Raw genomic sequence first — 22,709 nt, 5'->3', positions numbered from 1 at the left:
CTCAGTTGCGCACGGGCTTGCCGGTGTTGAGCATCCCGAGGATGCGTTCCTGGGTCTTGGGGTGGACGATCAGCGCGCAGAAAGCGCGGCGTTCCAGCGTCATCAGGTAGTCCTCGCTCACCAGGGTGCCGGGCTCGACGTCGCCGCCGGTCACCACGTTCGCGATCAGGCTGGCGATGTGGAAGTCGTGCTGGCTGATGAAGCCACCGTCGCGCATGTTGACCAGGCTGCCGAGGATGGTGGCCTTGCCCGAGCGGCCGGCCACCGGGAACAGGCGCTTGTGTGGCGCGCGGTAGCCACCCAGGAACATCGCCCTGGCTTCGTTGAGCGCCACGAACAGCAGCTCGTCCTTGTGCGGCACGATCACGTCGGAATGCAGCACGTAGCCCAGCTGGCGCGATTCGAGCGCGCTGGTGCCCACCTTGGCCATGGCGGCGGCGGAGAAGCCTTCGGTCAGGAAGGGCAGCAGGTCCTTGCCGGTGCTGGCCTCGGCGTTTTCGGCCGCGCGGCGGGCGATATAGGTCAGGCCGCCGGCGCCAGGCACCAGGCCCACGCCCACTTCCACCAGGCCGATGTAGCTTTCCATGTGCACCACGCGGCGGGCGCTGTGCACCGCCAGCTCGCAGCCGCCACCCAAAGCCAGGCCACGCACGGCGCTGACCACCGGCACGCTGGCGTAGCGCAGGCGCAGCATGGTCTGCTGCATGAAGCCTTCGGCGTCCTCGATCGCGCTCACGCCCACCGCCATGAAGGCGGGCAGCATGGCCTGCAGGTCGGCACCGGCGCTGAAGGGCTCGTCGCCCGACCAGATCACCAGGCCCTGGTAGTCGGTCTCGGCCAGCTCGATGGCAGCCATCAAACCTTCGCACACCTCGGGGCTGATGGCGTGCATCTTGGTCTTGATGCTGAAGATCAGCACGTCGCCGTCCAGGGTCCAGGTGCGCTGGCTGGCGTCTTCGGCGAGGGTGGTGCCGGCGGTCTCGAACTGCGGGCCGGCCTCGCCCAGCAACAGCTCGGGGAAGTGCTGGCGCTGGTACACGGGCAGGCTGCGGCGGGCTTCAAACACGCCCTTGGCAGGGTTCCACGAACCTTGCGCGGTGTGCACCCCGCCGGCCTCGGCCACGGGCCCCTTGAACACCCAATCCGGCAGTGGCGCCTGGCACAACGCCTTGCCGGCGTCGATGTCCTCCTGAACCATCTTGGCGACTTCAAGCCAGCCGGCCTCCTGCCACAGCTCGAAAGGGCCCTGCTTCATGCCAAAGCCCCAGCGCATGGCCTGGTCGACGTCGCGGGCGGTGTCGGCAATCGACGCCAGGTGGATGGCGGCGTAGTGAAAGCTGTTGCGCAGGATGGCCCACAGGAATTGGCCTTGCGGGCCCTCGCTGTTGCGCAGCAAGCGGAGGCGCTCGCCGGCCGGCTTCTTGAGCATGCGGCCATACACCTCGTCGGCCTTCTGGCCGGCGGCCACGTAGTCCTTGCTCGCGAGGTCGAAGCGCAGCACGTCGCGCCCGACTTTCTTGAAGAAGCCGGCCTTGGCCTTCTGGCCCAGGTGGCCCATGGCGATCAGGGTCTGCAGCACCTCGGGCGTGCCGAAGCTGCCGTAGAACGGATCGGTGTCCAGGCTCAGGTTGTCCTGCAGCGTCTTGACCACGTGGGCCATCGTGTCCAGACCCACCACGTCGGCGGTGCGGAAGGTGCCGCTGCTGGCGCGGCCCAGGCGTTTGCCGGTCAGGTCGTCGACCACGTCGTAGCTCAGGCCATAGCGCTCGACCTCCCTCATGGTGGACAACATGCCGGCGATGCCGATGCGGTTGGCGATGAAGTTGGGCGTGTCCTTGGCGCGCACCACGCCCTTGCCCAGGCCCGATGTGACGAAGGCTTCGAGCTGGTCGAGGATGTGCGGCTGCGTGCCGGGCGTGGCGATCAGCTCCACCAGCGTCATGTAGCGCGGCGGGTTGAAGAAATGGATGCCACAAAAACGCGGCTGGATGGCGGCAGGCAGCGCCTCGCTGAGCTGGGTGATCGACAGGCCCGAGGTGTTGGAGGCGACGATGGCGCCTTCGCTCACGAAGGGCGCGATCTTGTGGTACAGGTCCGTCTTCCAGTCCATGCGCTCGGCGATGGCCTCGATGATGAGGTCGCAGCCGCGCAGCAGCTCCATGTGCTCGCCGTAGTTGGCGGGCTGGATCAGCTCGGCGTCGCGCACGTCGCCCAGCGGCGCCGGCTTGAGCTTCTTGAGGTTGTCGATGGCGCGCAACGCGATGCCGCTGGCCGGGCCTTCTTTCGCCGGCAAATCGAACAGCACCACCGGCACCTTGACGTTGACCAGGTGCGCAGCAATCTGCGCCCCCATCACGCCCGCGCCGAGCACGGCGACTTTTTTCACTTGAAATCGAGACATAGATATTCCACGTTGAGGATGGGCTCCTGCGCGTGCCCGGGTAGAAGCCGGGGTGGCCGCAGGACCGGCTCCGCCGGCCTGCTGGCAACGCCCCCTTGAGGGGCTTGCGCGCAGCGCGGCGGGGGTGGGTTTACTTCACACGGACCCAGGTCTGGGTGCGGCCAAAGGGGCCGAAGGAGCCGCGCACATCGAGCTTGGCGCCGCCTTCGTTGGGGGTCAGGCGCAGGGTGTATTCCTTGCCGTTTTCAGGGTCGAGGATCTTGCCGCCTTCCCAGACGTCCTTGCCCTCGGCTTTCCTGGCGCCGCGGATGATCTCCAGGCCCAGCATGGGCTTGTCCTTGCGCTCGTCGGTGCACTGGTCGCACACCGCGTCCTGCTTGGCCTCCTTGCGCAGCAGCTTGCTGATGCGGCCATGCACGGCCCCGTTGGTTTCAGAGACCACGATTTCCGACTTGACCTCCTTGGTCTTCTCGTCGAAGGTGTGCCAGGTGCCCACCGGGCTCATCTGTGCCATCGCGCCAGCGGCGCACAGGCTCAATGCCATGAGGGTCAGGGTGTTCTTCATCGCGGTCTCCTCTCTGTTGAAAAAACGGGTCAGGCCAGCGCCAGGTCGGTGTCCATCAGGACCTTGGCGCCGGCGCGAGCGGTGCGCATCAGCGTGGCGGTCTCGGGGAAGAGCTTGGCGAAGTAGAAACGCGCGGTCTGCAGCTTGGCCGGGTAGAAGGGGTCGGTGTTGCCGCTGGCGATGGCGCGTTGCGCGGTCTGCGCCATGCGGGCCCAGAAGTAGCCCAGCACCAGGTGGCCGGCCACGCGCAGGTAGTCCACCGCGGCGGCGCCCACCTCGTCGGGGTTCTGCAAGCCCTTGAAGCCGATCTCGGTGGTGAACTTGTTGATCTGCTCGCCCAGCACGGCCAGCGGGTTGATGAACTCGGCCATCTTCTCGTTGACGCCTTCTTCCTCCACCAGCGCGGCCACCAGGCGGCCGAACTTCTTGAGCGTGGCGCCGTTGTTGCCCAGCACCTTGCGGCCCAGCAGGTCCAGGCTCTGGATGGTGTTGGTGCCCTCGTAGATCATGTTGATGCGGGCATCGCGCACGAACTGCTCCATGCCCCATTCCTTGATGTAGCCGTGGCCACCAAACACCTGCTGACACATCGTGGTGGCGGTCCAGGCGTTGTCGGTCAGGAAGGCCTTCACGATGGGTGTCAGCAGCGAGAGCATGTCGTCGCTGTCCTTGCGCACCTTCTCGTCGGGGTGGTGGTGCACCTTCTCCAGCAGCACCGAGCAGAACACCGCCAGCGCGCGGCCACCTTCGGCATAGGCCTTGGCGGTCAGCAGCATCTTGCGCACGTCGGGGTGCACGATGATGGGGTCGGCCGGCTGGCTCTTGTCCTTGGCGCCGCTGAGGCTGCGCATCTGGATGCGGTCCTTCGCGTAGGCCAGCGCATTCTGGTAGGCCACCTCGGTCAGGCCCAGCGACTGGTTGCCCACGCCCAGGCGGGCGGCGTTCATCATCACGAACATGCCCTGCATGCCCTTGTTCGGCTGACCCACCAGGGTGCCCACGGCACCCTCCAGCACCAGCTGCGCGGTGGCGTTGCCGTGGATGCCCATCTTGTGCTCCAGGCCGGCGCAGTAGATGCCGTTGCGCTCGCCCAGCGAGCCATCGGCCTTGACGTGGAACTTGGGCACGATGAACAGGCTCACGCCCTTGATGCCGGGCGGCGCGTCGGGCAGGCGGGCCAGCACCAGGTGGATGATGTTCTCGGCCATGTCGTGTTCACCGGCGCTGATGAAGATCTTGTTGCCGGTGATCCTGTAGGTGCCGTCGGGCTGGGGTTCGGCCTTGGTGCGCATCAGGCCCAGGTCGGTGCCGCAGTGGGGTTCGGTCAGGCACATGGAGCCAGTCCACTCGCCGCTGCTCATCTTGTGCAGGTAGGTGGCCTTCTGTTCGTCGGTGCCGTGGGTGTGCAGCGCGGCGTAGGCGCCGTGCGTCAGGCCGGGGTACATGGTCCAGGCCTGGTTGGCCGAGTTCAGCATTTCGTACATGCACTGGTTCACCACCAGCGGCAGGCCCTGGCCGCCAAAAGCCGGGTCGCAGCTGAGCGCCGCCCAGCCGGCCTCGACATACTGCTTGTAGGCCTGCTTGAAGCCGGTTGGGGTCTTGACCTCGTGGGTGGCCTGGTCGAGCTGGCAGCCTTCGGTGTCGCCGCCGATGTTGAGCGGGAACACCACCTGGGCGGCGAACTTGCCGCCCTCTTCCAGCACGGCGTTGATGGTGTCGGCATCCACCTCGGCGTGCGCGGGCATGGCGCGGAAGTCGTCGCAGACGTTCAGCACCTCGTGCATCACGAACTGCATGTCGCGCAGGGGCGGGTTGTAGACGGGCATGGCGGGACTCCTAGGGGTTCGTGAGATGAAGGAAACGAAAACGGGGGTCAGACCCGGGCGCCGCAGCGCGCCAGGATGTGGTCGAAGCCGCGGTGCGCGCGGGCGATGGATTCGGGTGTCTTGAGGAATCGCGCCTCGTAGTGCAGCGCCAGGATCAGGCCGTGGATCTCGAACAGGGTCTGGTCCTCGTCCACCTCCGCGTTCAGGTGGCCTTCGTGTTTGGCCTGCGCGATGGCGCGTTTCATGGCGCCGTGCCAGGTCAGCACGGTGTCGACCAGGGCGTCGCGCACCGGGCCGGGCCGGTCGTCGAACTCGACCGCGCCGCTGATGTAAATGCAGCCGGAATCGATCTCGACCGAGGTGCGCTTCATCCAGTTGTCGAACAGCGCACGCAGGCGTGGCAGGCCACGGGCCTTCTTCAGCGCGGGCTTGAACACCTCGTCCTCGAAACGGTTGTGGTACTCGCGCACCACCGAGATCTGCAGCTCCTCGCGCGAGCCGAAATGGGCGAACACGCCCGATTTGCTCATGTGCATGGCCTCGGCCAGGGCGCCGATGCTCAAACCCTCGACACCCACGTGGGTGGCCATGCCCAGCGCGGCGTCCACGATCGCCGCCTTGGTCTGCTGGCCCTTGTGCATGGCCTTCTGCTGGCGGGCCTCGTCGGCCGACTTGAGTGCGGTGCTGGCGGACATCGATGGAACCTTGTTCAAAATAAAACGAACGATCGTGCTATTCTGAACGGAAATCCTCGGTTGTCCAGAGGCCCCCAGTCGCCATGGGGCCTTTTTTCTAGAGGGTGGTCTCTACTTGACCGGGCTCACACAACAGATCCACGAACCGCTGCACCACCGGGGTGAAGTTGTCGCGGTGCCAGACCGCGTGGATGGGGGTCAGCAGTTGCATGTCGGGCACCGGCAGCATCTTCACGCCGGCCGGCATGCGCGCGGCGGCGCTGACCGGCATGACACTGCAGCCCAGGCCGGCGGCCACCAGGGCCAGCACGGTGTAGTGGGTCGTGCCTTCCTGCACGATGTGGGGCGAGAAGCCGCGCTGGTGGAAGTGGTGGATGATGGTGTCGTGCATGCGCGGCGACTGGTCGCGCCGGAACAGGATGAAGTCCTCGCCGTTGAGGTCGGCCAGCCGGCGCGGCGGGCGCCGGGCCAGGGCCGAATCCCGGTGCACCACCAGCCGGTACTCGTCCACCAGCCAGGGCCGGCTGTGCAAGCTGCTGTCGTCGTCGGCCTGGTTGCGGTAGGCCAGCGCCAGGTCCAGTTGACCGTCGCGCACGCGCTCGGCGATGGCGCCCGACAGCATGGCCTCCACCGTGAAGGTCACGCCCGGGCTCTGGCTGCGATAGGCCTGCAGCGCCGCCAGCACCTGGGGATGCCACAGGTAGATCTCGGAAAACCCCACCCGCAGGTGGCCCAGGTTGCCGCTGGCCGCCAGGCGCGCACGGTGCACGGCGGCGTGGCCGTCGTCCAGCAGCCGGCGCGCACTCAGGTAGAAGGCCTGGCCCGCGGCGGTCAGCACCATGCCGCGCGGGGTGCGCTCCATCAGCGGGGCGCCCACCTCGTCTTCCAGCAGCCGCATCTGGCGCGACAAGGCGGGCTGCGCCACGTGCAGCACCTCGGCGGCCCGCCCCAGGCTGCCCGTGTCGGCCACGGTGACGAAGTAGTGGAGTCTTTTGCCGTCGAAATGCATATCAAAATTGTATGGCTTACGATGAAATATTGTATTTGTGCGAATGCCTTCACCCACCTACAGTGGGCCCATGCCTGACATCGAACACCTGAACTCACCCGCGTTCTCGGCCCTGGGGCTGCCGTTTTCCGAAATCGTGCGGGTGGGCGACACGCTCTACCTGTCGGGTCAGATGGGCACCCTGCCCGGTGGTCTGAAACTGGCGCCCGGCGGGCTCAAGGCCGAAGCCGAGCAGGCCTTGCGCAACCTGCAGGCTTCGCTGGAAGCCCATGGCTTCGAGCTCGGCCAAGTCGTCAAGTGCACGGTGATGCTGGCCGACATGAACGACTGGCCCCAGTTCAACGAGGTCTACACCCGCTTCTTCCAGCCGCCCTATCCGGCGCGCAGCGCCTTTGGCAGCAGCGGGCTAGCGCTGGGCAGCCGGCTCGAAATCGAAGCCATCGCCGTGGCGAGGTCCTGACCATGGGATTGCCTTTCCACGACTACCGCCAATTCGACGCCACCGGCCTGGCCGAGGCGATCCGCCATGGCGATGTGTCGCGCCAGGAAGTGCTGGACGCGGCCCTGCAGCGGCTGGCCGACGTCAACCCCCGGGTCAATGCCGTCACCCACCTGAACGAGGCGGCCGTGGCCGAAGCGCGGGCCCTGGCCGCCGCCCCGCACGCGGCCCACACGCAAGGCCCGCTGGCCGGCGTGCCCTACTTCATCAAGGACCTGCATGCCCCCGTGGCCGGCATGCCGCTGACCCACGGCAGCCGCCTGTTCGCCGACGACGTGCACGGCTTCGACAGCGAGACCGTGGCCCGGCTGCGCCGCGCCGGCCTGCTGATCCTGGGCCGCACGGCCTCGCCCGAATTCGGCATGAGTGCCTCCACCGAACCGGCCCTGACCGGCCCGACCCGCAACCCCTGGAACCTGGACCACACGGCCGGTGGCTCCAGCGGCGGCGCGGCGGCGGCCGTGGCCAGCGGCATCCTGCCGGCCTGCCACGCCACCGACAGCGGCGGCTCCATCCGCATCCCAGCCGCCTGCAACGGTCTGGTCGGCCTCAAGCCCACGCGTGGCCTGCTGCCCACCGGGCCACACCGGGGCGAGGCCTCGCACGGCCTGAGCCACGAACACGCCGTCACGCGTTCGGTGCGCGACTGCGCCGCCCTGCTGCAGGCCACGGCCGGGCCGGACCTGGGCGCGCCCTACTTCACCGCGCCGCCGGCCACGCCGTTCACGCAGGCCATCCAGCAAGCCCCCGGGCGGCTGCGGATCGCCTTCACCACCACCACGTTCTCGGGCCGCGCCATCGACCCCGAATGCCGCGCCGCCGTCGAACACACGGCCCGCCTGCTGCAAGACCTGGGACACGAGGTCGAGGAAGGCGCGCCCCGCTTCGATGCGGCCGCGCTCAGCGCCGCCTGCGGCACCCTGCTGCTCACCGGCCTGGCCGCCAGCGTCGACGCCCGCGAAGCCCAGCTGGGGCGCGCCGCGCGGGACGACGAGCTCGAAGCCGTGACCCGCGCCGCCATCGCCCTGGGGCGACAGGTCACCGGAGTGCACTACGCCTCGCGTTTTGCCGTCATCAACCGCGAAGTGCGCCAGATCGCGCGCTTCTTCGACACCGTCGACGTGCTGCTGACACCGACCCTGGCCCAGCCGCCCGTGCCGCTGGGGCGGTTGTCCACCCAGACGCTGTCGCTGGACGCATTCCAGCAGGCCATGGCCGGCTTCTGCCCTTTCACCGGCGCCTTCAACGCCACCGGCCAGCCCGCCATCAGCCTGCCGCTGCACTGGTCTGCCACCGGCCTGCCCATCGGGGTGCAGCTGGTGGGCCGCTTCGCCAAGGACACGCTGCTGCTGCAGCTGGCCGCGCAGCTCGAAGCCGCCGCGCCCTGGTTCCACCGCACCGCGCCCCTGTGACACCACATCCCTCCCCCGTCCGACCCGAAAGGCCTCCCATGCAACTCCGTCGTTTTCTCGCCCTGGCCCTGCTGCCGGCCGCGCTCTGTGTGGCCGGCCTGGCCAGCGCCCAGGTGCCCAAGGACCGGGGCGCCCTGCGCCTGGTGGTCGGCTTCCCGGCCGGCGGCTCGGCCGACGTGCTGGCCCGCACCATCGCCGACAAACTCAAGGACGAACTCGGCGTGCCGGTGGTGGTGGACAACCGCGTGGGCGCCGGCGGCACCATCGCCGCCGACTACGTGAAGGGACAACCGGGCGACGGCCTGACCGTTCTGCTGGGCACCACCCACATGATGGTGATGGCCCAACTGACCACCAAGATCGTGCGCTATGACGGCAACCGCGACTTCAAGCCCGTGGCCCGCCTGTCCAGCTTCTACGAGTCGGTGACCGTGCCCATCGGCTCACCGGCCAACACCGTCGCGCAGTGGCTGGAGCTGGCCCGTGGCGACCAGAAACACGCCAGCTACGGCGTGCCCGCGCCGGGCAGCCTGCCGCAGTTCATCGGCTACCAGCTCGGCGAGCTGACCGGCACCAAGCTGCTGTCGGTGCCTTACCGGGGCGCCGCGCCCGTGACCCAGGACCTGCTGGGCGGCCAGCTCGCCGCCGGCATCATCCCCATCGCCGACATGGTGCAGCACCAGGGCAAGCGGGTGAAGATCCTGGCGGTGAACGGCACCCGGCGCGCCGAACAGCTGCCGGACGTGCCCACCCTCAAGGAACTGGGCTACCCGCAGTTCGACCAGCTCGAATGGACCGGCCTGTTCGTGCCCGCGAGCACCCCAGACGCCACGGTGAAGCAGCTCGAGGCCGCGACCCTCAAGGTGGTCACCCTGCCCGACGTGCGAGAAGCCCTGCAGAAGATGGGCACCCAGCCCGACGCCGCGCCCGGCCACACCCTGACCAGCAGCATCAGCAACGACCTCAAAACCTGGACGCCGGTGGTCAAGGCCTCGGGCTTTTCGGCCGACTGAGCGTTCAGCCTGCGGTGGCCAGCACCAGCCGCAGGCTGGCGTCAAGCTGCTCGGTCGGCAGCCGCTTGAAGCCGCTGCGGGCAAAGCGCTGCAGGCGCCCGACGACGAAGGCGGTCAACACGCCCGCGAGCACGCTGGCGTCGACCGTGGGGGTGTCCGATCCCGGCGTGCCTTCGCGCAGGGTCTGGCGCAGGGCGGCGTCGAACTTGTCGAACAGCAGGTTCATGCGTTGCTGGAGGCGCTCGTGTTCGAACACCAGGGCGTCGCCCACCATCACCCGCACCATGCCGGGGTTCTTCTCGCCGAACTGCAGCAACATGGCCACCAGGCGCGTCGCGCACTGGCGCGGGTCGGTCTCGCGCTGGGTGATCTGCTGCACCAGGCCGAACACGCTGTTCTCGATGAAATCGATCAGGCCCTCGAACATCTGCGCCTTGCTGGCGAAATGGCGGTAGAGCGCCGCCTCGCTCACCTGCAGGCGCGCGGCCAGCGCCGCGGTGGTGACGCGCTCGGCCCCCGGCTGCTCCAGCATGGCGGCCAGGGTCTGCAGGATCTGCACCCGGCGTTCACCCGGCTTGGGGCGCTTGCGCCCGGTCGTTTCCGGACCCACCGGCGCCGTGGCCGGGGTGTCGTCGGTGTCGAGGGCGGCGCTGTGCATGGCGGTGGCCCGTCAGTGCGAACGGATCATGGTGCCGAAGGGCTGGTCGCCCAGGATTTCGAGCAGCAGCGCGTGGGGCACGCGGCCGTCGATGATGTGCACCGCGTTGACGCCGCTCTTGGCGGCGTCGAGCGCGCCGGCGATCTTGGGGATCATGCCGCCGCTGATGGTGCCGTCCTGGCACAGCTCGTCGATGCGGCGCATGCTGAGTTCGGTGAACAGCTTGCCCTGCTTGTCAAGCACGCCCGGGATGTTGGTCAACATCAGCAGCTTCTCGGCCTGCAGCGTGGTCGCGAGCTTGGCGGCCACCACGTCGGCGTTGATGTTGTAGCTCTCGTTGTGCTCGCCAAATCCGATGGGGCTGACCACGGGGATGAAGGCATCGTCCTGCAGCGCCTTGACCACGCTGGGGTCGATGGACACGATGTCGCCCACCTGGCCAACGTCGTGTTCGACGCTGGGGTCCTTCTGGTCCAGCATGCGCAGCTTGCGCGCGCGGATCATGCCGCCGTCGCGCCCGGTCAGGCCCACGGCCTTGCCGCCGGCGCGGTTGATCAGGCCCACGATGTCCTGCTGCACCTCGCCGGCCAGCACCCACTCCACCACTTCCATGGTTTCGGGGTCGGTCACGCGCATGCCCTGGATGAACTCGCCCTTCTTGCCCAGGCGCTGCAGCAGGGTCTCGATCTGCGGGCCGCCGCCGTGCACCACCACCGGGTTGATGCCCACCAGCTTGAGCATGACCACGTCCTCGGCAAAGGCGGCCTGCAGGGCGGGGTCGGTCATGGCGTTGCCGCCGTACTTGATGACCATGGTCTTGCCGTGGTACTTGCGGATGTAGGGCAGGGCCTGGGCCAGGATCTCGGCCTTGTCGCGCGGAGCAATCTGGGCCAGCGGGGCGGTGTTGGAACTCATGGCAATGCTTGTCGTGAAATGTAACAAGGGCGGCATGCACCGCCCCACCGCCGCCCATTATGCGTGGCCGCCCCGCGCGCCCCGGTTCAGACGAACTGGATCACGCAGGTGCCGATCGGGTCGCTCCCCACCACCCAGGGCACCAGCACCTTGCCGACGTGGCAGCGCTCGTAGCCGCCGTAGGTGCCCGGCGCCGGGTTGAACGGGTAGCCGTCGATGGTGATGGCGGTGATCGTGGCGTTGCGCGCCAGGTTGTTGACCACCACCAGCGGGGAAATGTTCGCGGACGACACCACCGGGTTGCCGGTGCTGAAATTCTCGCGGTGAAAGCCATTGGCCCAGCCGGCGCCGCCGGGCTGCAGGGTCAGCCAGGCGCCGAAGGCCAGCGACAGACCCAGGCCCCACAGGCCGGAGGCGTTCTTGCGCAGCTTCACGTAGGCCAGCACGCCCAGTATGGCGGCCAGCAAGACCATGGCCTGGGGCGACAGCGGCACGCCTTGTGCGGTGCTGAAGCTCACGCAGACGTTGTTCTGCCCCTGGGCGCAGGGATCCACCTGCGCCCATGCGGCTCCGGTCCACAAGGTGCCCAACCAGGCCAACCGGGTGCTCATGCGCATGCCAACTCCTGTAAATGTTAGAAATTGTTTGAAAGTGTAGCGTGACGGATGGGCGCCCCAAAAAAGAAAAGCACAGGCGCATGCCTGTGCTTTTCCGCTGGCCCGCCCGGTTGTTTGCCCCGGCTGTTCGACCAGCACCTCCCCTGTTCTCCCTGCTCTTCTCTTTCTTCTTCCTTCCAACTGGCGGCGACCTCTCCCTGTCTCCACTCCCTGCCGCCACGCCATTTTTTTTGTGGTTCCCTGACCGGTCCTCTTGCCGGGTCGTGTCGGGGTGAGTGAATGGTAGGAGGGAGCAGGCAAACCGTCCAATGTGAAATGCGACAAAAACAATTTCACAATACTCATGGCCCACGGGGCTGGGCCGCGCTGGGCGCCGACGCCAGCACAGACCCACACACGCTGCGCCGGCCCCGGGTCAGCGCTTGAACTGGAGCCTGCCATGAACACAACGTTCACCTCCGCCGGCAGTGGCACGCCCGCCGTGGACATGCGTGACCCGGCCTTTCGCGACAACCCCCACCCACTGCTGCGCGCGCTGCGCGAGCGTGGCCCCGTCGCCCGGGACGTGCTGGGCATCTGGCTCATCTTCGGCCACGCCGACACCAGCCACGGCCTGCGCAACAGCCAGTTGAGCCGCGAGCCCTGGCGCGCACCGGTCTATGCCCAGCTGCGACCCTTCGTCGCGGAGTCGACACTGGAGCGCACCACAGAGCAGTGGATGTTGTTCAACGACCCGCCCAAACACACGCGCCTGCGGCGCCTCGTCCAGGGCGCCTTCAAACCGCCGGTGGTGATGGCGCTGCGCGAACGCATCGCCGCCATCACCGACGAGTTGCTGGCGACGCTGCCGGCGCGGGGCGAATTCGACCTCATGGCCAGCGTGGCGCAGGCGCTGCCGGTGCGCGTGATCTGCGACGTGCTGGGCCTGCCGGCGCAGGACTTCCAGCAGACCAAGCTGTGGTCGGACACGCTGGCCTGGGTCGTCGAGCCGGTGGTGCGCAAGACACAACGGCTGGCCGCGGCCGACGCCGCCGATGCCATGGCCGGTTACCTGCTGGCGCACATCGCGGCCCACCGGCGCGGCCCGCGCCGCGACGACCTGCTGGCCCTGCTGATCGCCGCCCACGACGAGGACACCGCCATGAGCGACGACGAATTGCTGGGCAACCTGATCCTGCTGTTCATCGCCGGCCACGAGACCACCACCAACCTGATCGGCAACGGCATGCTGAGCCTGCTGCGCCACCCGCAGGAACTCGCCCGCCTGCGCGCGGCGCCGGACCTGATGCCGTCGGCCATCGATGAAATGCTGCGCTTCGAAGGGTCGGTCACCACGGTGGCGCGCCACACCATCGGGCCGTACCCGGTCGCGGACACGGTGATCCCGCCCGACCAGACCCTGTTCTTCATGCTCGGCGCCGCCAACCGCGACCCGGCCGTGTTCGCGGACCCGGGCCGCTTCGACATCGGGCGCAGCCCCAACCCACACATGGGATTTGGCGCCGGCATCCACTACTGCCTGGGCGCGCCACTGGCGCGGCTGGAGGCCGAGGTGGTGTTCAGCCGGCTGCTGCAGCGCTACCCCCGGCTCGTGCTGGCCGAGGACAGCCCCCGGTGGCGGCCGCTGATCAACCTGCGGGGCCTGGAATCCCTGACACTGCGCGCGGACTGAAGTGAAACAGACCGCCCCGTCGCTGGCCCGCTGCGCGTGGCCGCATCCCCCTCAAGGGGCGACACCAGCCGTCCGGTCAAGCCGGCCCGGCGGTGTCCCCCGGTTCGACCGTTTCATGGGTCGCGGGTCGCGCTCCGGCGCGATGGAAAACTGAGAAGGTGTGCACCGGCACGGACGGCATCCTGAAACCAGGATGTAACTTGTTTCCTGTTTTTTGGCCTTTTTTGATGTAACCTTATTACATACACAGCCCCACACCCTTCATGAACGCTGCTCTCACTCCTCCCCTGGACATGGTCATCTTCGGCGGCGCCGGCGATCTCGCCTGGCGCAAGCTGCTGCCGGCGCTCTACATGGCGCACCTGCACGAGCGCCTGCCCGGCGACTGCCGCATCGTCGGCGTCGGCCGCCACGACTGGAGCCGTGAGGATTACGTCGCCTTCATCGACAAGACCTCGCGCCCCCACGTCGACGCCGAGGCCCTGAAGGCGACCGCCTGGACCAGCTTCCTGGAGCGGCTGGACTTCGTCAGCCTGGACGCCACCGTGGCCGACGGTTACCAGCGCCTGAACGCCAGCTGCCGCCCAGGCGCAACCAAGGTCTTCTACCTCGCCACCGCGCCCAGCCTGTTCACCGACATCTGCCGCCACCTGGACGACGCCGGCCTGATCGACGCCGACGCGCGCGTGGTGCTGGAGAAGCCCCTGGGCCACGACCTGCCCTCGGCCCAGGCCATCAACGAAGCGGTGGCGCGGCACTTCCAGGAGCGCCAGATCTACCGCATCGACCACTACCTGGGCAAGGAGACGGTGCAGAACCTGATGGTGCTGCGCTTCGGCAACGCCATCCTGGAGCCCCTGTGGCGCGCGCCCACCATCAAGAGCGTGCAGATCACCGTGGCCGAAACCGTGGGCGTGGGCACCCGCGCCGGTTTCTACGACCACACCGGCGCCATGCGCGACATGGTGCAGAACCACCTGCTGCAGCTGCTGTGCATCGTGGCCATGGAAGCGCCCATCTCGCTCGACCCGGACGACGTGCGCGACGAAAAGCTCAAGGTGCTGCGCTCGCTGCGCAAGTTCGAGCTGGCCGACGTGCTGCGCGACACCGTGCGCGGGCAGTACGGCGCCGGCGTGGTCGACGGCAAACCGGCCCAGGGCTACCTGGAAGAGGCCGACGTGCCGGCCCTCAGCCAGACCGAGACCTTTGTCGCCATCAAGGCCCAGATCAACAACATCCGCTGGGCCGGCGTGCCCTTTTTCCTGCGCACCGGCAAGCGCATGCAAAAGCGCCAGTCGGAAATCATCATCGAGTTCTCCGATCCGCCCTTCTCCATCTTCGCGGACCAGGCGGCCAGCGCCCACCCCAACCGGCTCATCATCACCCTGCAGCCCGAGGAATCCATCCGGCTGCAGATGATGGCCAAGGAGCCGGGCTCGGGCATGAAGATGCGCCCGGTCTTCCTCAACCTGGACCTGCAGTCGGCCTTCACCGAGCGCCGGGCCGAGGCCTACGAACGCCTGCTGATCGACGTCATCAAGGGCCGCCTGACCCACTTCATGCGCCGCGACGAACTCGAAGCCGCCTGGCGCTGGGCCGACCCCATCCTGAACGGCTGGAAGCAGCTCAACGACCGCCCCAAGACCTACCCCGCCGGCAGCTGGGGACCGGCCGCCTCGTCGGCGCTGGTCGCGCGCGAGGACGCGGTGTGGTTCGAGGCGCAGTGAACCCATGAGCCTGGCCCGCTGCGACCTCCACCCCTGCCCCGATGGCGACACCCTGGCGCAGGCACTCGCCGCCGACATCGCCGGCCGTTTGCGGGCAGCCGTGGCCGAACGCGGCCAGGCCTTGCTGGCGGTCTCGGGTGGCAGGTCGCCGGTGCCGCTGTTCCAGCAACTGGCCCGGCAGGCCCTGCCCTGGGCGCGGGTGACCGTGCTGCTGGTGGACGAACGCTGCGTGCCCCCCGGCCACGCCGACAGCAACAGCGCCCTGGTGCGCCAGCACCTGCTGCAAGGGCCGGCCGCCGCCGCGCACTGGCTGCCGTTTTTCGACACCCTGCCCGGCTTCGATGCCCGACAGGGTCTGGCGCGCGCCGCGCTGCTGGCCCTGACCGATGCCGCCCAGCAGCGTCTGTCGGCCCTGCCCTGGCCACTGGACGTGGCCGTGCTGGGCATGGGCGAAGACGGCCACACGGCGTCCCTCTTTCTCGGCGCCGCCGGCCTGGCACAGGCGCTGCTGTCCGAACGGCCGCTGGCCTGGACCGTGCCCGCCACCGCGCCCCATGCCCGCCTGACCCTGACCCTGCCCACCCTGCTGGCCGCGCGCTGCCTGGTGCTGCCGCTGGCGGGGGCCAACAAACACGCGGTGTTCCGGCAGGCCTGCGCCGCGCCCACCGCCGACCTGCCCATCTCCCTGGTGCTGCACCAGGCCCCCCGGCCTGTCCACGTGTGGCAAGCCCCCTGATTCCCGAAAGCCGTCCATGTCCGACATCGCCACCCCCTCCGTCCCCCTGAACGCCACGCTGCGGCGCGTGACCGAACGCATCGTCGAGCGCAGCCGCGAATCGCGTGGCCGCTACCTGGCCACCCTGGCGGGGCTGCGCAAGCCCGGCCCCTACCGCGCCGGCCTGGGCTGCGCCAACATGGCCCACGCCTTCGCCGCCATGCCGGGCGACGACAAGCTGGTGCTGCGCCAGGAGCGCCAGCCCAACCTGGGCATCGTCACCGCCTACAACGACATGCTCTCGGCCCACCAGCCCTACGAGCACTACCCCGAGCAGATCCGCGCTGTGGCGCGCAGCCTGGGCGCCACGGCCCAGGTCGCCGGCGGCGTGCCGGCCATGTGCGACGGCGTCACCCAGGGCTACGAAGGCATGGAGCTGTCGCTGTTCTCGCGCGACGTCATCGCCCTGGCCACGGCGGTGGCGCTCTCGCACAACGTGTTCGATGGCGTGTTGTGCCTGGGCATCTGCGACAAGATCGTGCCCGGCCTGGTGATCGGCGCGCTGCAGTTCGGCCACCTGCCGGTGGTCATGGTGCCGGCCGGCCCCATGACCTCGGGCCTGTCCAACGACGACAAGTCCAAGGTGCGCCAGCAGTACGCACAGGGCCTGGTCGACCGCTCCACCCTGCTGGCCGCCGAGGAGGCCGCCTACCACGGCGCCGGCACCTGCACCTTCTACGGCACGGCCAACTCCAACCAGATGCTGATGGAGATCATGGGCCTGCAGCTGCCGGGTTCGTCCTTCGTCAACCCCGGCACACCGCTGCGCAGCGCGCTGACCGAACACGCCGTGGCGCGCGCCCTGCAGGGGCCGGCCATGGGCCAGATCGTCAACGAGAAAAGCATCGTCAACGCCATCGTCGGCCTGCTGGCCACCGGCGGCTCGACCAACCACACCATGCACCTGGTGGCCATGGCACGCGCCGCCGGCATCCGCATCGACTGGGACGACTTCTCGGAACTCTCGGCCGCCGTGCCGCTGCTGGCCAAGGTCTATCCGAATGGCAAGGCCGACGTCAACCACTTCCACGCCGCCGGTGGCATGGGCTTCCTGATCGACCAGCTGCTGTCGGTGGGACTGCTGCACGAGGACGTCAGCACCTTGCTCGGCGAAGGCCTGCGCCGCTACGCCGCCGAGCCCTGGCTGGACGGCGGCCGGCTGGCCTGGCGCGCCGCGCCCGCCACCTCGGGCGACGAAGCGGTGCTGCGCCCGGTCGGCAAGCCCTTCACGCCCGATGGCGGCCTCAAGCGCCTGCAGGGCAACCTGGGCCGCGCGGTCGTCAAGTCCTCGGCCGTCAAGCCCGAGCACCAGCGCGTGCTGGCGCCGGCCGTGGTGGTCGACAGCCAGCAGGCCCTGAGCGAGCTGTTCAAGCAGGGCAAGCTCGAACGCGACTTCGTCGCCATCGTGCGCCACCAGGGCCCACAGGCCAACGGCATGCCCGAACTGCACAAGCTCACGCCCATCCTCGGCATCCTGCAGGACAAGGGCTTCCAGGTCGCCCTGGTCACCGACGGCCGCATGTCGGGCGCCTCGGGCAAGGTGCCGGCCGCCATCCACGTGACGCCGGAAGCCGTCTGCGGCGGCAACATCGCCCGCGTGCGCGACGGCGACATGGTGCTGCTGGACTGCGAGAGCGGCACGTTGACGGTCCAGATCGACGACGCCGAACTGGCCAGTCGCCCGCTGGCCGAGGTCGACCTCAGCGCCAACGGCGCCGGCCATGGCCGCGAACTGTTCGGCCTGTTCCGCCGCCAGGCGGGCCTGGCCGAAAACGGCGCGTCCGCCCTCTTTGGCAACGACTGAGCCGCCCACCACAACTGGCACACTCCCACCCGCACACCATGAAAACACCCGCCCCCCTGCCCACCTTCCACTCCCGCGTCGTGCCCGTGGTGGTCGTCACCGACCCCGCCCAGGCCGTGCCCATGGCCGAGGCCCTGCTCGCCGGCGGCGTCGACGTGATCGAGATCACCCTGCGCAGCAGCGCCGCGCTGGCCGCCATCGAGGCCGTGGCCCGCGCGGTGCCGGCCATGCAGGTCGGCGCCGGCACCGTGACCCGCGCCAGCGAGGTGGCCCAGGTCATCGCCGCCGGGGCGCGTTTTGCGCTCTCGCCCGGGGCCACGCCGGCCCTGCTCGATGCCGTGACCGCCGCCGGCCTGCCTTTCATTCCCGGCGTGGCCACGCCCGGCGAGGCCATGTCCGCGCGCGACGCCGGCTTCACACTCATGAAGTGTTTCCCGGCCGCCCAGCTCGGCGGCGTGGAGGTGCTCAAGGCCTGGGGCGGCCCACTGCCCGACCTGCGCTTCTGCCCCACCGGTGGTGTCTCGCTGGCCAACATGGGCCAGTTCCTCGCCCTGCCCAACGTGGCCATGGTGGGCGGCTCCTGGCTCACGCCGGCCGCTGCCGTCCAGGCCGGCGACTGGGCCCAGATCACCCGCCTGGCCCGCGAGGCCACGCTGGCCGCACAGGCCATCGCCTGACACGCCCCGCTCCCGACCCACCGATTTGTGTCCTGTCCCATGACATCAGCCTTTGTCCCTCCGCAGCAGCGCGCCGCCTGGCAACACCTGCAACAGCTCGCCCGTGAGCCGCTGCCCCACTTGCGCGAACTGCTCGCACCGGGCGCCGATGCCCGCCACGCCAGCCTGCAGTTCGAGGTCGCCGGCCTGCGCCTGGACGCCAGCCGCCAGCAGGTCACGCCACAGGTGCTGTCAGCCCTGCTGGCGCTGGCCGAGGAATCGGGCGTGATGGCCCAGGCCCGGGCCCAGGCCCGGGGCGCGGCCATCAACACCACCGAAGACCGCGCCGTGCTGCACGTGGCCCTGCGCGGCTCGAACATGGCCCAGCCGCCCTGGGGCGACGCCATCTCCGGCGAAGTGCGGACCGAGCTGGAGCGCTTCCTGGACGCCGCCGAACGCATCCGCAATGGCAGCTGGCGCGGCTTCCGTGGCCGGCGCATCACCAACGTGGTCAACATCGGCATCGGCGGCTCCGACCTCGGCCCGCGCATGGCGGTGCAGGCGCTGGACGCCTACTGCGACCCGGACGTGCGGGTGCACTTCATCTCCAACCCCGACGCCTGGTCCCTGCACGCCATCCTGCGCTGGCTCAACCCCGACCAGACCATCTTCATCGTCCAGAGCAAGACCTTCACCACGCAGGAAACCCTGACGCTGGCGGCCTCGGTCAAGCGCTGGCTGGCCGACCACGGCCTGGCCTCCGAGGCGCAGCAGGCGCCCCATCTGATCGCGGTGACCGCATCGCCCCGGGTCTCGGCGGCCCAAGGCTACGCAGCCGACAACACCTTCGGCTTCTGGGACTGGGTGGGCGGGCGCTACTCGGTCTGGTCGGCCATCGGCCTGCCGCTGGCCATCGCCATCGGCACCGACCGCTTCCGCGAATTCCTGGCCGGCGGCCACGCCATGGACCAGCATTTCTGGCACGCCGCGCCGGCTCAGAACATGCCCCTGGTGATGGCGCTGCTGGGGGTGTGGAACCGCAACTTCCTCGGCTGCCCCACCCACCTGATCGCGGCCTACGCCAGCCGCATGTTCCACTTCGCGCGTTTCCTGCAGCAGCTCGACATGGAGTCCAACGGCAAGAGCACCCACGTCGATGGCTCGCCGGTCGAGATCGGCACCGGCCCCATCGTCTGGGGCGGCCTGGGCATCGAGGGCCAGCACGCCTACTTCCAGCTGCTGCACCAGGGCCAGCACCGGGTACCGGTCGATTTCATCGGCGTCGAGACCGAGGACGCGCCGCTGCCGCTGGCGGCCGAACACCACCGTGTCGCCCTGCTCAACCTCAACGCCCAGGCCAACGCGCTGGCGCTGGGCCGCGACGCCGCCGCCACGGCCGTGGAACTGCGCGCCGCCGGCCTGTCCGATGCACAGGCCCTTACACTCCTGCCGCACCGCACTTTCCGTGGCAACGTGCCCAACTCCAGTCTCTGGCTGCAGGCACTGACCCCCCACTCGCTGGGGGCCATGGTGGCGTTGTACGAACACAAGGTCTTCTGCCAGGCCGCCCTGTGGGGCATACACGCCTACGACCAATGGGGCGTGGAGCTCGGCAAGACCATGGCCAAACAGATGGAAAAAAAGCAGTCCGCATGAAATCCACCCGCCGAGACGACCCCGCCAAGGACAAGCCGCTGATCGACGACATCCGCCTGCTGGGGCGTTTGCTCGGCGACGTGATCCGCGAACACGAGGGCGAAGACAGCTTCGCGCTGATCGAACAGATTCGCAAGCTGTCGGTGGCGTTCCGGCGCCAGGCCGACCAGGCCGCCGACAAGGCACTCAAGAAGCTGCTGCGGACCTTGAGCGACAGCCAGGCGGTCAGCGTGATCCGCGCCTTCACTTATTTCAGCCACCTGGCCAACCTGGCCGAGGACCGCCACCACATCCGGCGCCGCGCGGTGCACGAGCGCGCCGGCAACGTGCAGGAAGGCAGCCTGGCCCACACCTGGACACGCATGAAGCGCGCCGGCGTGGGCGCCAGCGCCCTGGCCGAATCGCTGGCGCATGGCCACGTGTCGCCGGTGCTGACCGCCCACCCGACCGAGGTGCAGCGCAAGAGCATCCTTGACGCCGAGCGCGACATCGCCCGCTGCCTGAGCCAGCGCGACGACATCCTGCAGCGCCATGGCGTGGCGGCGGGCTCGCCGCGCCTGAGCGCCGACCCGGTGCTGACACGCGAGCTGGCCGAGAACGAGGCCCACATGCGCGCCCGCATCACCCAGCTCTGGCACACCCGGCTGCTGCGTTTTTCCAAGCTCACGGTAGCCGACGAGATCGAGAACTCGCTGGCCTACTACCAGAGCACCTTCCTGCCCGAGATCCCGCGCATCTACCAGGACATCGAACAGGCGCTGGACGGCCAGCCGGTGGCGCCTTTCCTGCGCATGGGCCAGTGGATAGGCGGCGACCGCGACGGCAACCCCAACGTCAACGCCGACACCCTGCGCCTGGCCCTGCAAAGCCAGTCCGACATCGTGCTGCGCCACCACCTGACCGAGGTGCACCACCTGGGCGCCGAGCTGTCGCTGTCCACGCTGCGGGTGGAGATGACGCCCGAGCTCAAGGCCCTGGCCGACCGCTCGCCCGACACCAACGAACACCGCTCCGACGAGCCCTACCGCCGCGCCCTGACCGGCATGTACGCCCGGCTGGCGGCCACGCTCAAGGACCTGTCGGGCGGCGAGGCCGCGCGCCACGCCGTGGCGCCGCAAAACGCCTACGCCGATGCCGACGAATTCCTGGCCGATCTGCGCGTGCTCGACGCCGCGCTGGTGTTCCAGCGCTGCGAGGCACTGACCACCCACCGCCTGCGCCCGCTGATGCGCGCGGTCGAGGTGTTCGGTTTCCACCTCGCCACGGTGGACCTGCGCCAGAGCTCGGACCAGCACGAGCTGGCCCTGGCCGACCTGCTGGCCCAGGCCCGCATCGAAACCGACTACAGCGCCCTGGACGAAGCGGCCAAGCAGCAACTGCTGCTGCGCCTGCTCAACGACGCCCGCCCGCTGAGCGTGCCCGACGCGCCTTACCAGCCCCACACACACAGCGAACTGGGTGTGTTCCGCACCGCCCGCGAAATGCGGCAGCGCTACGGTCGCGCGGCCATACGCCACGCCATCATCAGCCACACCGAGACCGTGAGCGACCTGCTCGAGGTGCTGGTGCTGCAAAAGGAAGTGGGCTTGCTCAAGGGCACGCTGAACGACGGCGCGGTCAACGAGCTGATCGTGGTGCCGCTGTTCGAGACCATCGAAGACCTCAAGCAGTCGGCCCCCATCATGGAGGCCTTCTACGCCCTGCCCGGCATCGCCGCCATGGTGCAGCGCAGCGGCGGCGAGCAGGACATCATGCTGGGCTACTCGGACAGCAACAAGGACGGCGGCATCTTCACCAGCAACTGGGAGCTGTACCGCGCCGAACTCGCGCTGGTCGCGCTGTTCGACAAGCTCTCGGCGCAGAATCCGATCCGCCTGCGCATGTTCCACGGCCGGGGCGGTACCGTCGGCCGCGGCGGCGGCCCGAGCTACCAGGCCATCCTGGCCCAGCCGCCGGGCACGGTGCGTGGCCAGATCCGCCTGACCGAACAGGGCGAGGTCATCGGCTCCAAATACGCCAACCCCGAGATCGGCCGGCGCAACCTGGAGACCCTGGTGGCGGCCACGCTGGAGGCCACGCTGCTGCCGCCACCCCAGACGGTGCCGGCCAGGTACCTGGACGCCGCAGCGCGCCTGTCGCAGGCCAGCATGACGGCCTACCGCGCCCTGGTCTATGGCACGGCCGGCTTCACCGACTACTTCTTCAACGCCACGCCCATCCGCGAGATCGCCGAACTCAACATCGGCTCGCGGCCGGCCTCGCGCAAGGCCACCCAGCGCATCGAGGACCTGCGCGCCATCCCCTGGGGCTTCAGCTGGGGCCAATGCCGCCTGACGCTGCCGGGCTGGTTCGGCTTCGGCAGTGCCGTGGCCTCGCTGTGCGCGGAAATGGGCGAGACAGAGGCCCTGGCGCTGCTGCGCAAGATGCACCAGAAGTGGCCCTTCTTCAGCACCCTGCTGTCCAACATGGACATGGTGCTGGCCAAGAGCGACCTGTCGCTGGCCTCGCGCTACGCCGACCTGGTGCCCGATGGCCGCCTGCGCAAGAAGGTGTTTGGCCAGATCGAGGCCGAATGGCAACGCACGCAACGCGCCCTCACCGACATCACCGGGCACACCGTGCGCCTGGCCACCAACCGCGCGCTGGCCCGCTCCATCGAACACCGTTTTCCCTACATCGACCCGCTGCATCACCTGCAGGTCGAGCTGATCGGGCGCTACCGCGCCGGCAGCCGCGAGGACCTGGTCAAGCAGGGCATCCACATCTCCATCAACGGCATCGCGGCCGGGCTGCGCAACACGGGCTGACC

Annotated in this window: 18 protein-coding genes; 10 read left to right on the top strand and 8 right to left on the bottom strand. The window is 68.9% G+C overall.

Annotated features, from left to right (window positions below; translation table 11 throughout):
* Nucleotide 1: 1 nt before the first annotated feature.
* The 5 genes from AAHB17_RS03900 to AAHB17_RS03880 all read right to left on the bottom strand — a co-directional run bounded on the left by AAHB17_RS03900 (nucleotide 2) and on the right by AAHB17_RS03880 (nucleotide 6,496).
* The gene (locus tag AAHB17_RS03900; protein ID WP_342129183.1) at nucleotides 2–2,401 is read right to left on the bottom strand and encodes a 3-hydroxyacyl-CoA dehydrogenase NAD-binding domain-containing protein; all 2,400 of its coding nucleotides are present in this window, start codon (nucleotides 2,399–2,401) and stop codon (nucleotides 2–4) included.
* 130 nt (nucleotides 2,402–2,531) lie between these two features.
* Entirely contained in the window at nucleotides 2,532–2,966 is a 435-nt protein-coding gene (locus tag AAHB17_RS03895; protein ID WP_342129182.1) for a DUF2147 domain-containing protein, read from the bottom strand.
* A gap of 29 nt (nucleotides 2,967–2,995) precedes the next feature.
* Nucleotides 2,996–4,792, bottom strand: a complete 1,797-nt coding sequence (locus AAHB17_RS03890) for an acyl-CoA dehydrogenase C-terminal domain-containing protein (protein WP_342129181.1) — start codon at nucleotides 4,790–4,792, stop codon at nucleotides 2,996–2,998.
* 47 nt (nucleotides 4,793–4,839) lie between these two features.
* Complete coding sequence (locus AAHB17_RS03885) at nucleotides 4,840–5,487, bottom strand: TetR/AcrR family transcriptional regulator (RefSeq protein WP_342129180.1); 648 nt, start codon at nucleotides 5,485–5,487, stop codon at nucleotides 4,840–4,842.
* Between the two features lie 97 nt (nucleotides 5,488–5,584).
* Nucleotides 5,585–6,496, bottom strand: a complete 912-nt coding sequence (locus AAHB17_RS03880; protein ID WP_342129179.1) for a LysR family transcriptional regulator — start codon at nucleotides 6,494–6,496, stop codon at nucleotides 5,585–5,587.
* A 70-nt stretch (nucleotides 6,497–6,566) separates the two neighbouring features.
* Between AAHB17_RS03880 and AAHB17_RS03875 the strand changes: the two genes are divergently transcribed.
* Genes AAHB17_RS03875 through AAHB17_RS03865 form a run of 3 tightly spaced genes read left to right on the top strand, consistent with a single transcriptional unit; the run spans nucleotide 6,567 to nucleotide 9,420 of the window.
* A complete protein-coding gene (locus tag AAHB17_RS03875) occupies nucleotides 6,567–6,956 on the top strand; it encodes a RidA family protein (protein WP_342129178.1) in 390 nt (129 codons plus the stop codon).
* A gap of 2 nt (nucleotides 6,957–6,958) precedes the next feature.
* Nucleotides 6,959–8,407 (top strand): amidase, encoded by a 1,449-nt coding sequence (locus tag AAHB17_RS03870; RefSeq protein ID WP_342129177.1) that lies wholly within the window; start codon nucleotides 6,959–6,961, stop codon nucleotides 8,405–8,407.
* A 38-nt stretch (nucleotides 8,408–8,445) separates the two neighbouring features.
* Entirely contained in the window at nucleotides 8,446–9,420 is a 975-nt protein-coding gene (locus AAHB17_RS03865; RefSeq protein WP_342129176.1) for a tripartite tricarboxylate transporter substrate-binding protein, read from the top strand.
* A 4-nt stretch (nucleotides 9,421–9,424) separates the two neighbouring features.
* On the opposite strand, the gene slmA is transcribed toward AAHB17_RS03865, so the two are convergent.
* From slmA to AAHB17_RS03850, 3 genes are all read right to left on the bottom strand, one after another.
* Nucleotides 9,425–10,078 (bottom strand): nucleoid occlusion factor SlmA, encoded by a 654-nt coding sequence (gene slmA / locus AAHB17_RS03860; RefSeq protein ID WP_342129175.1) that lies wholly within the window; start codon nucleotides 10,076–10,078, stop codon nucleotides 9,425–9,427.
* A gap of 12 nt (nucleotides 10,079–10,090) precedes the next feature.
* Nucleotides 10,091–10,993: an acetylglutamate kinase gene (gene argB / locus AAHB17_RS03855; protein WP_342129174.1), complete on the bottom strand. Its 903-nt coding sequence runs from the start codon at nucleotides 10,991–10,993 to the stop codon at nucleotides 10,091–10,093.
* Nucleotides 10,994–11,079: 86 nt separating this feature from the next.
* Nucleotides 11,080–11,604 (bottom strand): hypothetical protein, encoded by a 525-nt coding sequence (locus tag AAHB17_RS03850; RefSeq protein ID WP_342129173.1) that lies wholly within the window; start codon nucleotides 11,602–11,604, stop codon nucleotides 11,080–11,082.
* 445 nt (nucleotides 11,605–12,049) lie between these two features.
* Here AAHB17_RS03850 and AAHB17_RS03845 point away from each other — a divergent pair, with 445 nt between their 5' ends.
* The 7 genes from AAHB17_RS03845 to ppc all read left to right on the top strand — a co-directional run bounded on the left by AAHB17_RS03845 (nucleotide 12,050) and on the right by ppc (nucleotide 22,707).
* On the top strand, nucleotides 12,050–13,282 hold the full coding sequence (locus AAHB17_RS03845) for a cytochrome P450 (RefSeq protein WP_342129172.1): 1,233 nt from the start codon (nucleotides 12,050–12,052) through the stop codon (nucleotides 13,280–13,282).
* Nucleotides 13,283–13,545: 263 nt separating this feature from the next.
* Nucleotides 13,546–15,009 carry a glucose-6-phosphate dehydrogenase gene (zwf, locus tag AAHB17_RS03840; protein WP_342129171.1) on the top strand — a complete coding sequence of 488 codons (1,464 nt, stop codon included), beginning with the start codon at nucleotides 13,546–13,548 and terminating at the stop codon, nucleotides 15,007–15,009.
* A gap of 4 nt (nucleotides 15,010–15,013) precedes the next feature.
* A complete protein-coding gene (gene pgl, locus AAHB17_RS03835; RefSeq protein ID WP_342129170.1) occupies nucleotides 15,014–15,745 on the top strand; it encodes a 6-phosphogluconolactonase in 732 nt (243 codons plus the stop codon).
* 16 nt (nucleotides 15,746–15,761) lie between these two features.
* Nucleotides 15,762–17,588 (top strand): phosphogluconate dehydratase, encoded by a 1,827-nt coding sequence (gene edd / locus AAHB17_RS03830; protein ID WP_342129169.1) that lies wholly within the window; start codon nucleotides 15,762–15,764, stop codon nucleotides 17,586–17,588.
* Nucleotides 17,589–17,626: 38 nt separating this feature from the next.
* A complete protein-coding gene (locus tag AAHB17_RS03825; RefSeq protein WP_342129168.1) occupies nucleotides 17,627–18,265 on the top strand; it encodes a bifunctional 4-hydroxy-2-oxoglutarate aldolase/2-dehydro-3-deoxy-phosphogluconate aldolase in 639 nt (212 codons plus the stop codon).
* Between the two features lie 39 nt (nucleotides 18,266–18,304).
* Nucleotides 18,305–19,900 (top strand): glucose-6-phosphate isomerase, encoded by a 1,596-nt coding sequence (gene pgi, locus AAHB17_RS03820; RefSeq protein WP_342129167.1) that lies wholly within the window; start codon nucleotides 18,305–18,307, stop codon nucleotides 19,898–19,900.
* Nucleotides 19,897–22,707 carry a phosphoenolpyruvate carboxylase gene (gene ppc, locus AAHB17_RS03815; RefSeq protein WP_342129166.1) on the top strand — a complete coding sequence of 937 codons (2,811 nt, stop codon included), beginning with the start codon at nucleotides 19,897–19,899 and terminating at the stop codon, nucleotides 22,705–22,707. The genes pgi and ppc overlap by 4 nt, the downstream gene beginning before the upstream one ends.
* Nucleotides 22,708–22,709 lie beyond the last annotated feature (2 nt).

Origin of the sequence: Hydrogenophaga sp. OTU3427 (assembly GCF_038440225.1) — a bacterium.
Lineage (GTDB): Bacteria > Pseudomonadota > Gammaproteobacteria > Burkholderiales > Burkholderiaceae_C > Hydrogenophaga.
This window is presented reverse-complemented; position numbering and strand designations above follow the sequence as displayed.

Coding starts and splice junctions, on each gene's coding strand:
- slmA (WP_342129175.1), bottom strand. CDS start 10,078: ATGCACAGCGCCGCCCTCGACACCGACGACACCCCGGCCACGGCGCCG.
- AAHB17_RS03850 (WP_342129173.1), bottom strand. CDS start 11,604: ATGAGCACCCGGTTGGCCTGGTTGGGCACCTTGTGGACCGGAGCCGCA.
- AAHB17_RS03875 (WP_342129178.1), top strand. CDS start 6,567: ATGCCTGACATCGAACACCTGAACTCACCCGCGTTCTCGGCCCTGGGG.
- argB (WP_342129174.1), bottom strand. CDS start 10,993: ATGAGTTCCAACACCGCCCCGCTGGCCCAGATTGCTCCGCGCGACAAG.
- AAHB17_RS03880 (WP_342129179.1), bottom strand. CDS start 6,496: ATGCATTTCGACGGCAAAAGACTCCACTACTTCGTCACCGTGGCCGAC.
- pgl (WP_342129170.1), top strand. CDS start 15,014: ATGAGCCTGGCCCGCTGCGACCTCCACCCCTGCCCCGATGGCGACACC.
- pgi (WP_342129167.1), top strand. CDS start 18,305: ATGACATCAGCCTTTGTCCCTCCGCAGCAGCGCGCCGCCTGGCAACAC.
- AAHB17_RS03845 (WP_342129172.1), top strand. CDS start 12,050: ATGAACACAACGTTCACCTCCGCCGGCAGTGGCACGCCCGCCGTGGAC.
- AAHB17_RS03890 (WP_342129181.1), bottom strand. CDS start 4,792: ATGCCCGTCTACAACCCGCCCCTGCGCGACATGCAGTTCGTGATGCAC.
- AAHB17_RS03885 (WP_342129180.1), bottom strand. CDS start 5,487: ATGTCCGCCAGCACCGCACTCAAGTCGGCCGACGAGGCCCGCCAGCAG.
- AAHB17_RS03895 (WP_342129182.1), bottom strand. CDS start 2,966: ATGAAGAACACCCTGACCCTCATGGCATTGAGCCTGTGCGCCGCTGGC.
- edd (WP_342129169.1), top strand. CDS start 15,762: ATGTCCGACATCGCCACCCCCTCCGTCCCCCTGAACGCCACGCTGCGG.
- AAHB17_RS03825 (WP_342129168.1), top strand. CDS start 17,627: ATGAAAACACCCGCCCCCCTGCCCACCTTCCACTCCCGCGTCGTGCCC.
- AAHB17_RS03900 (WP_342129183.1), bottom strand. CDS start 2,401: ATGTCTCGATTTCAAGTGAAAAAAGTCGCCGTGCTCGGCGCGGGCGTG.
- AAHB17_RS03870 (WP_342129177.1), top strand. CDS start 6,959: ATGGGATTGCCTTTCCACGACTACCGCCAATTCGACGCCACCGGCCTG.
- ppc (WP_342129166.1), top strand. CDS start 19,897: ATGAAATCCACCCGCCGAGACGACCCCGCCAAGGACAAGCCGCTGATC.
- zwf (WP_342129171.1), top strand. CDS start 13,546: ATGAACGCTGCTCTCACTCCTCCCCTGGACATGGTCATCTTCGGCGGC.
- AAHB17_RS03865 (WP_342129176.1), top strand. CDS start 8,446: ATGCAACTCCGTCGTTTTCTCGCCCTGGCCCTGCTGCCGGCCGCGCTC.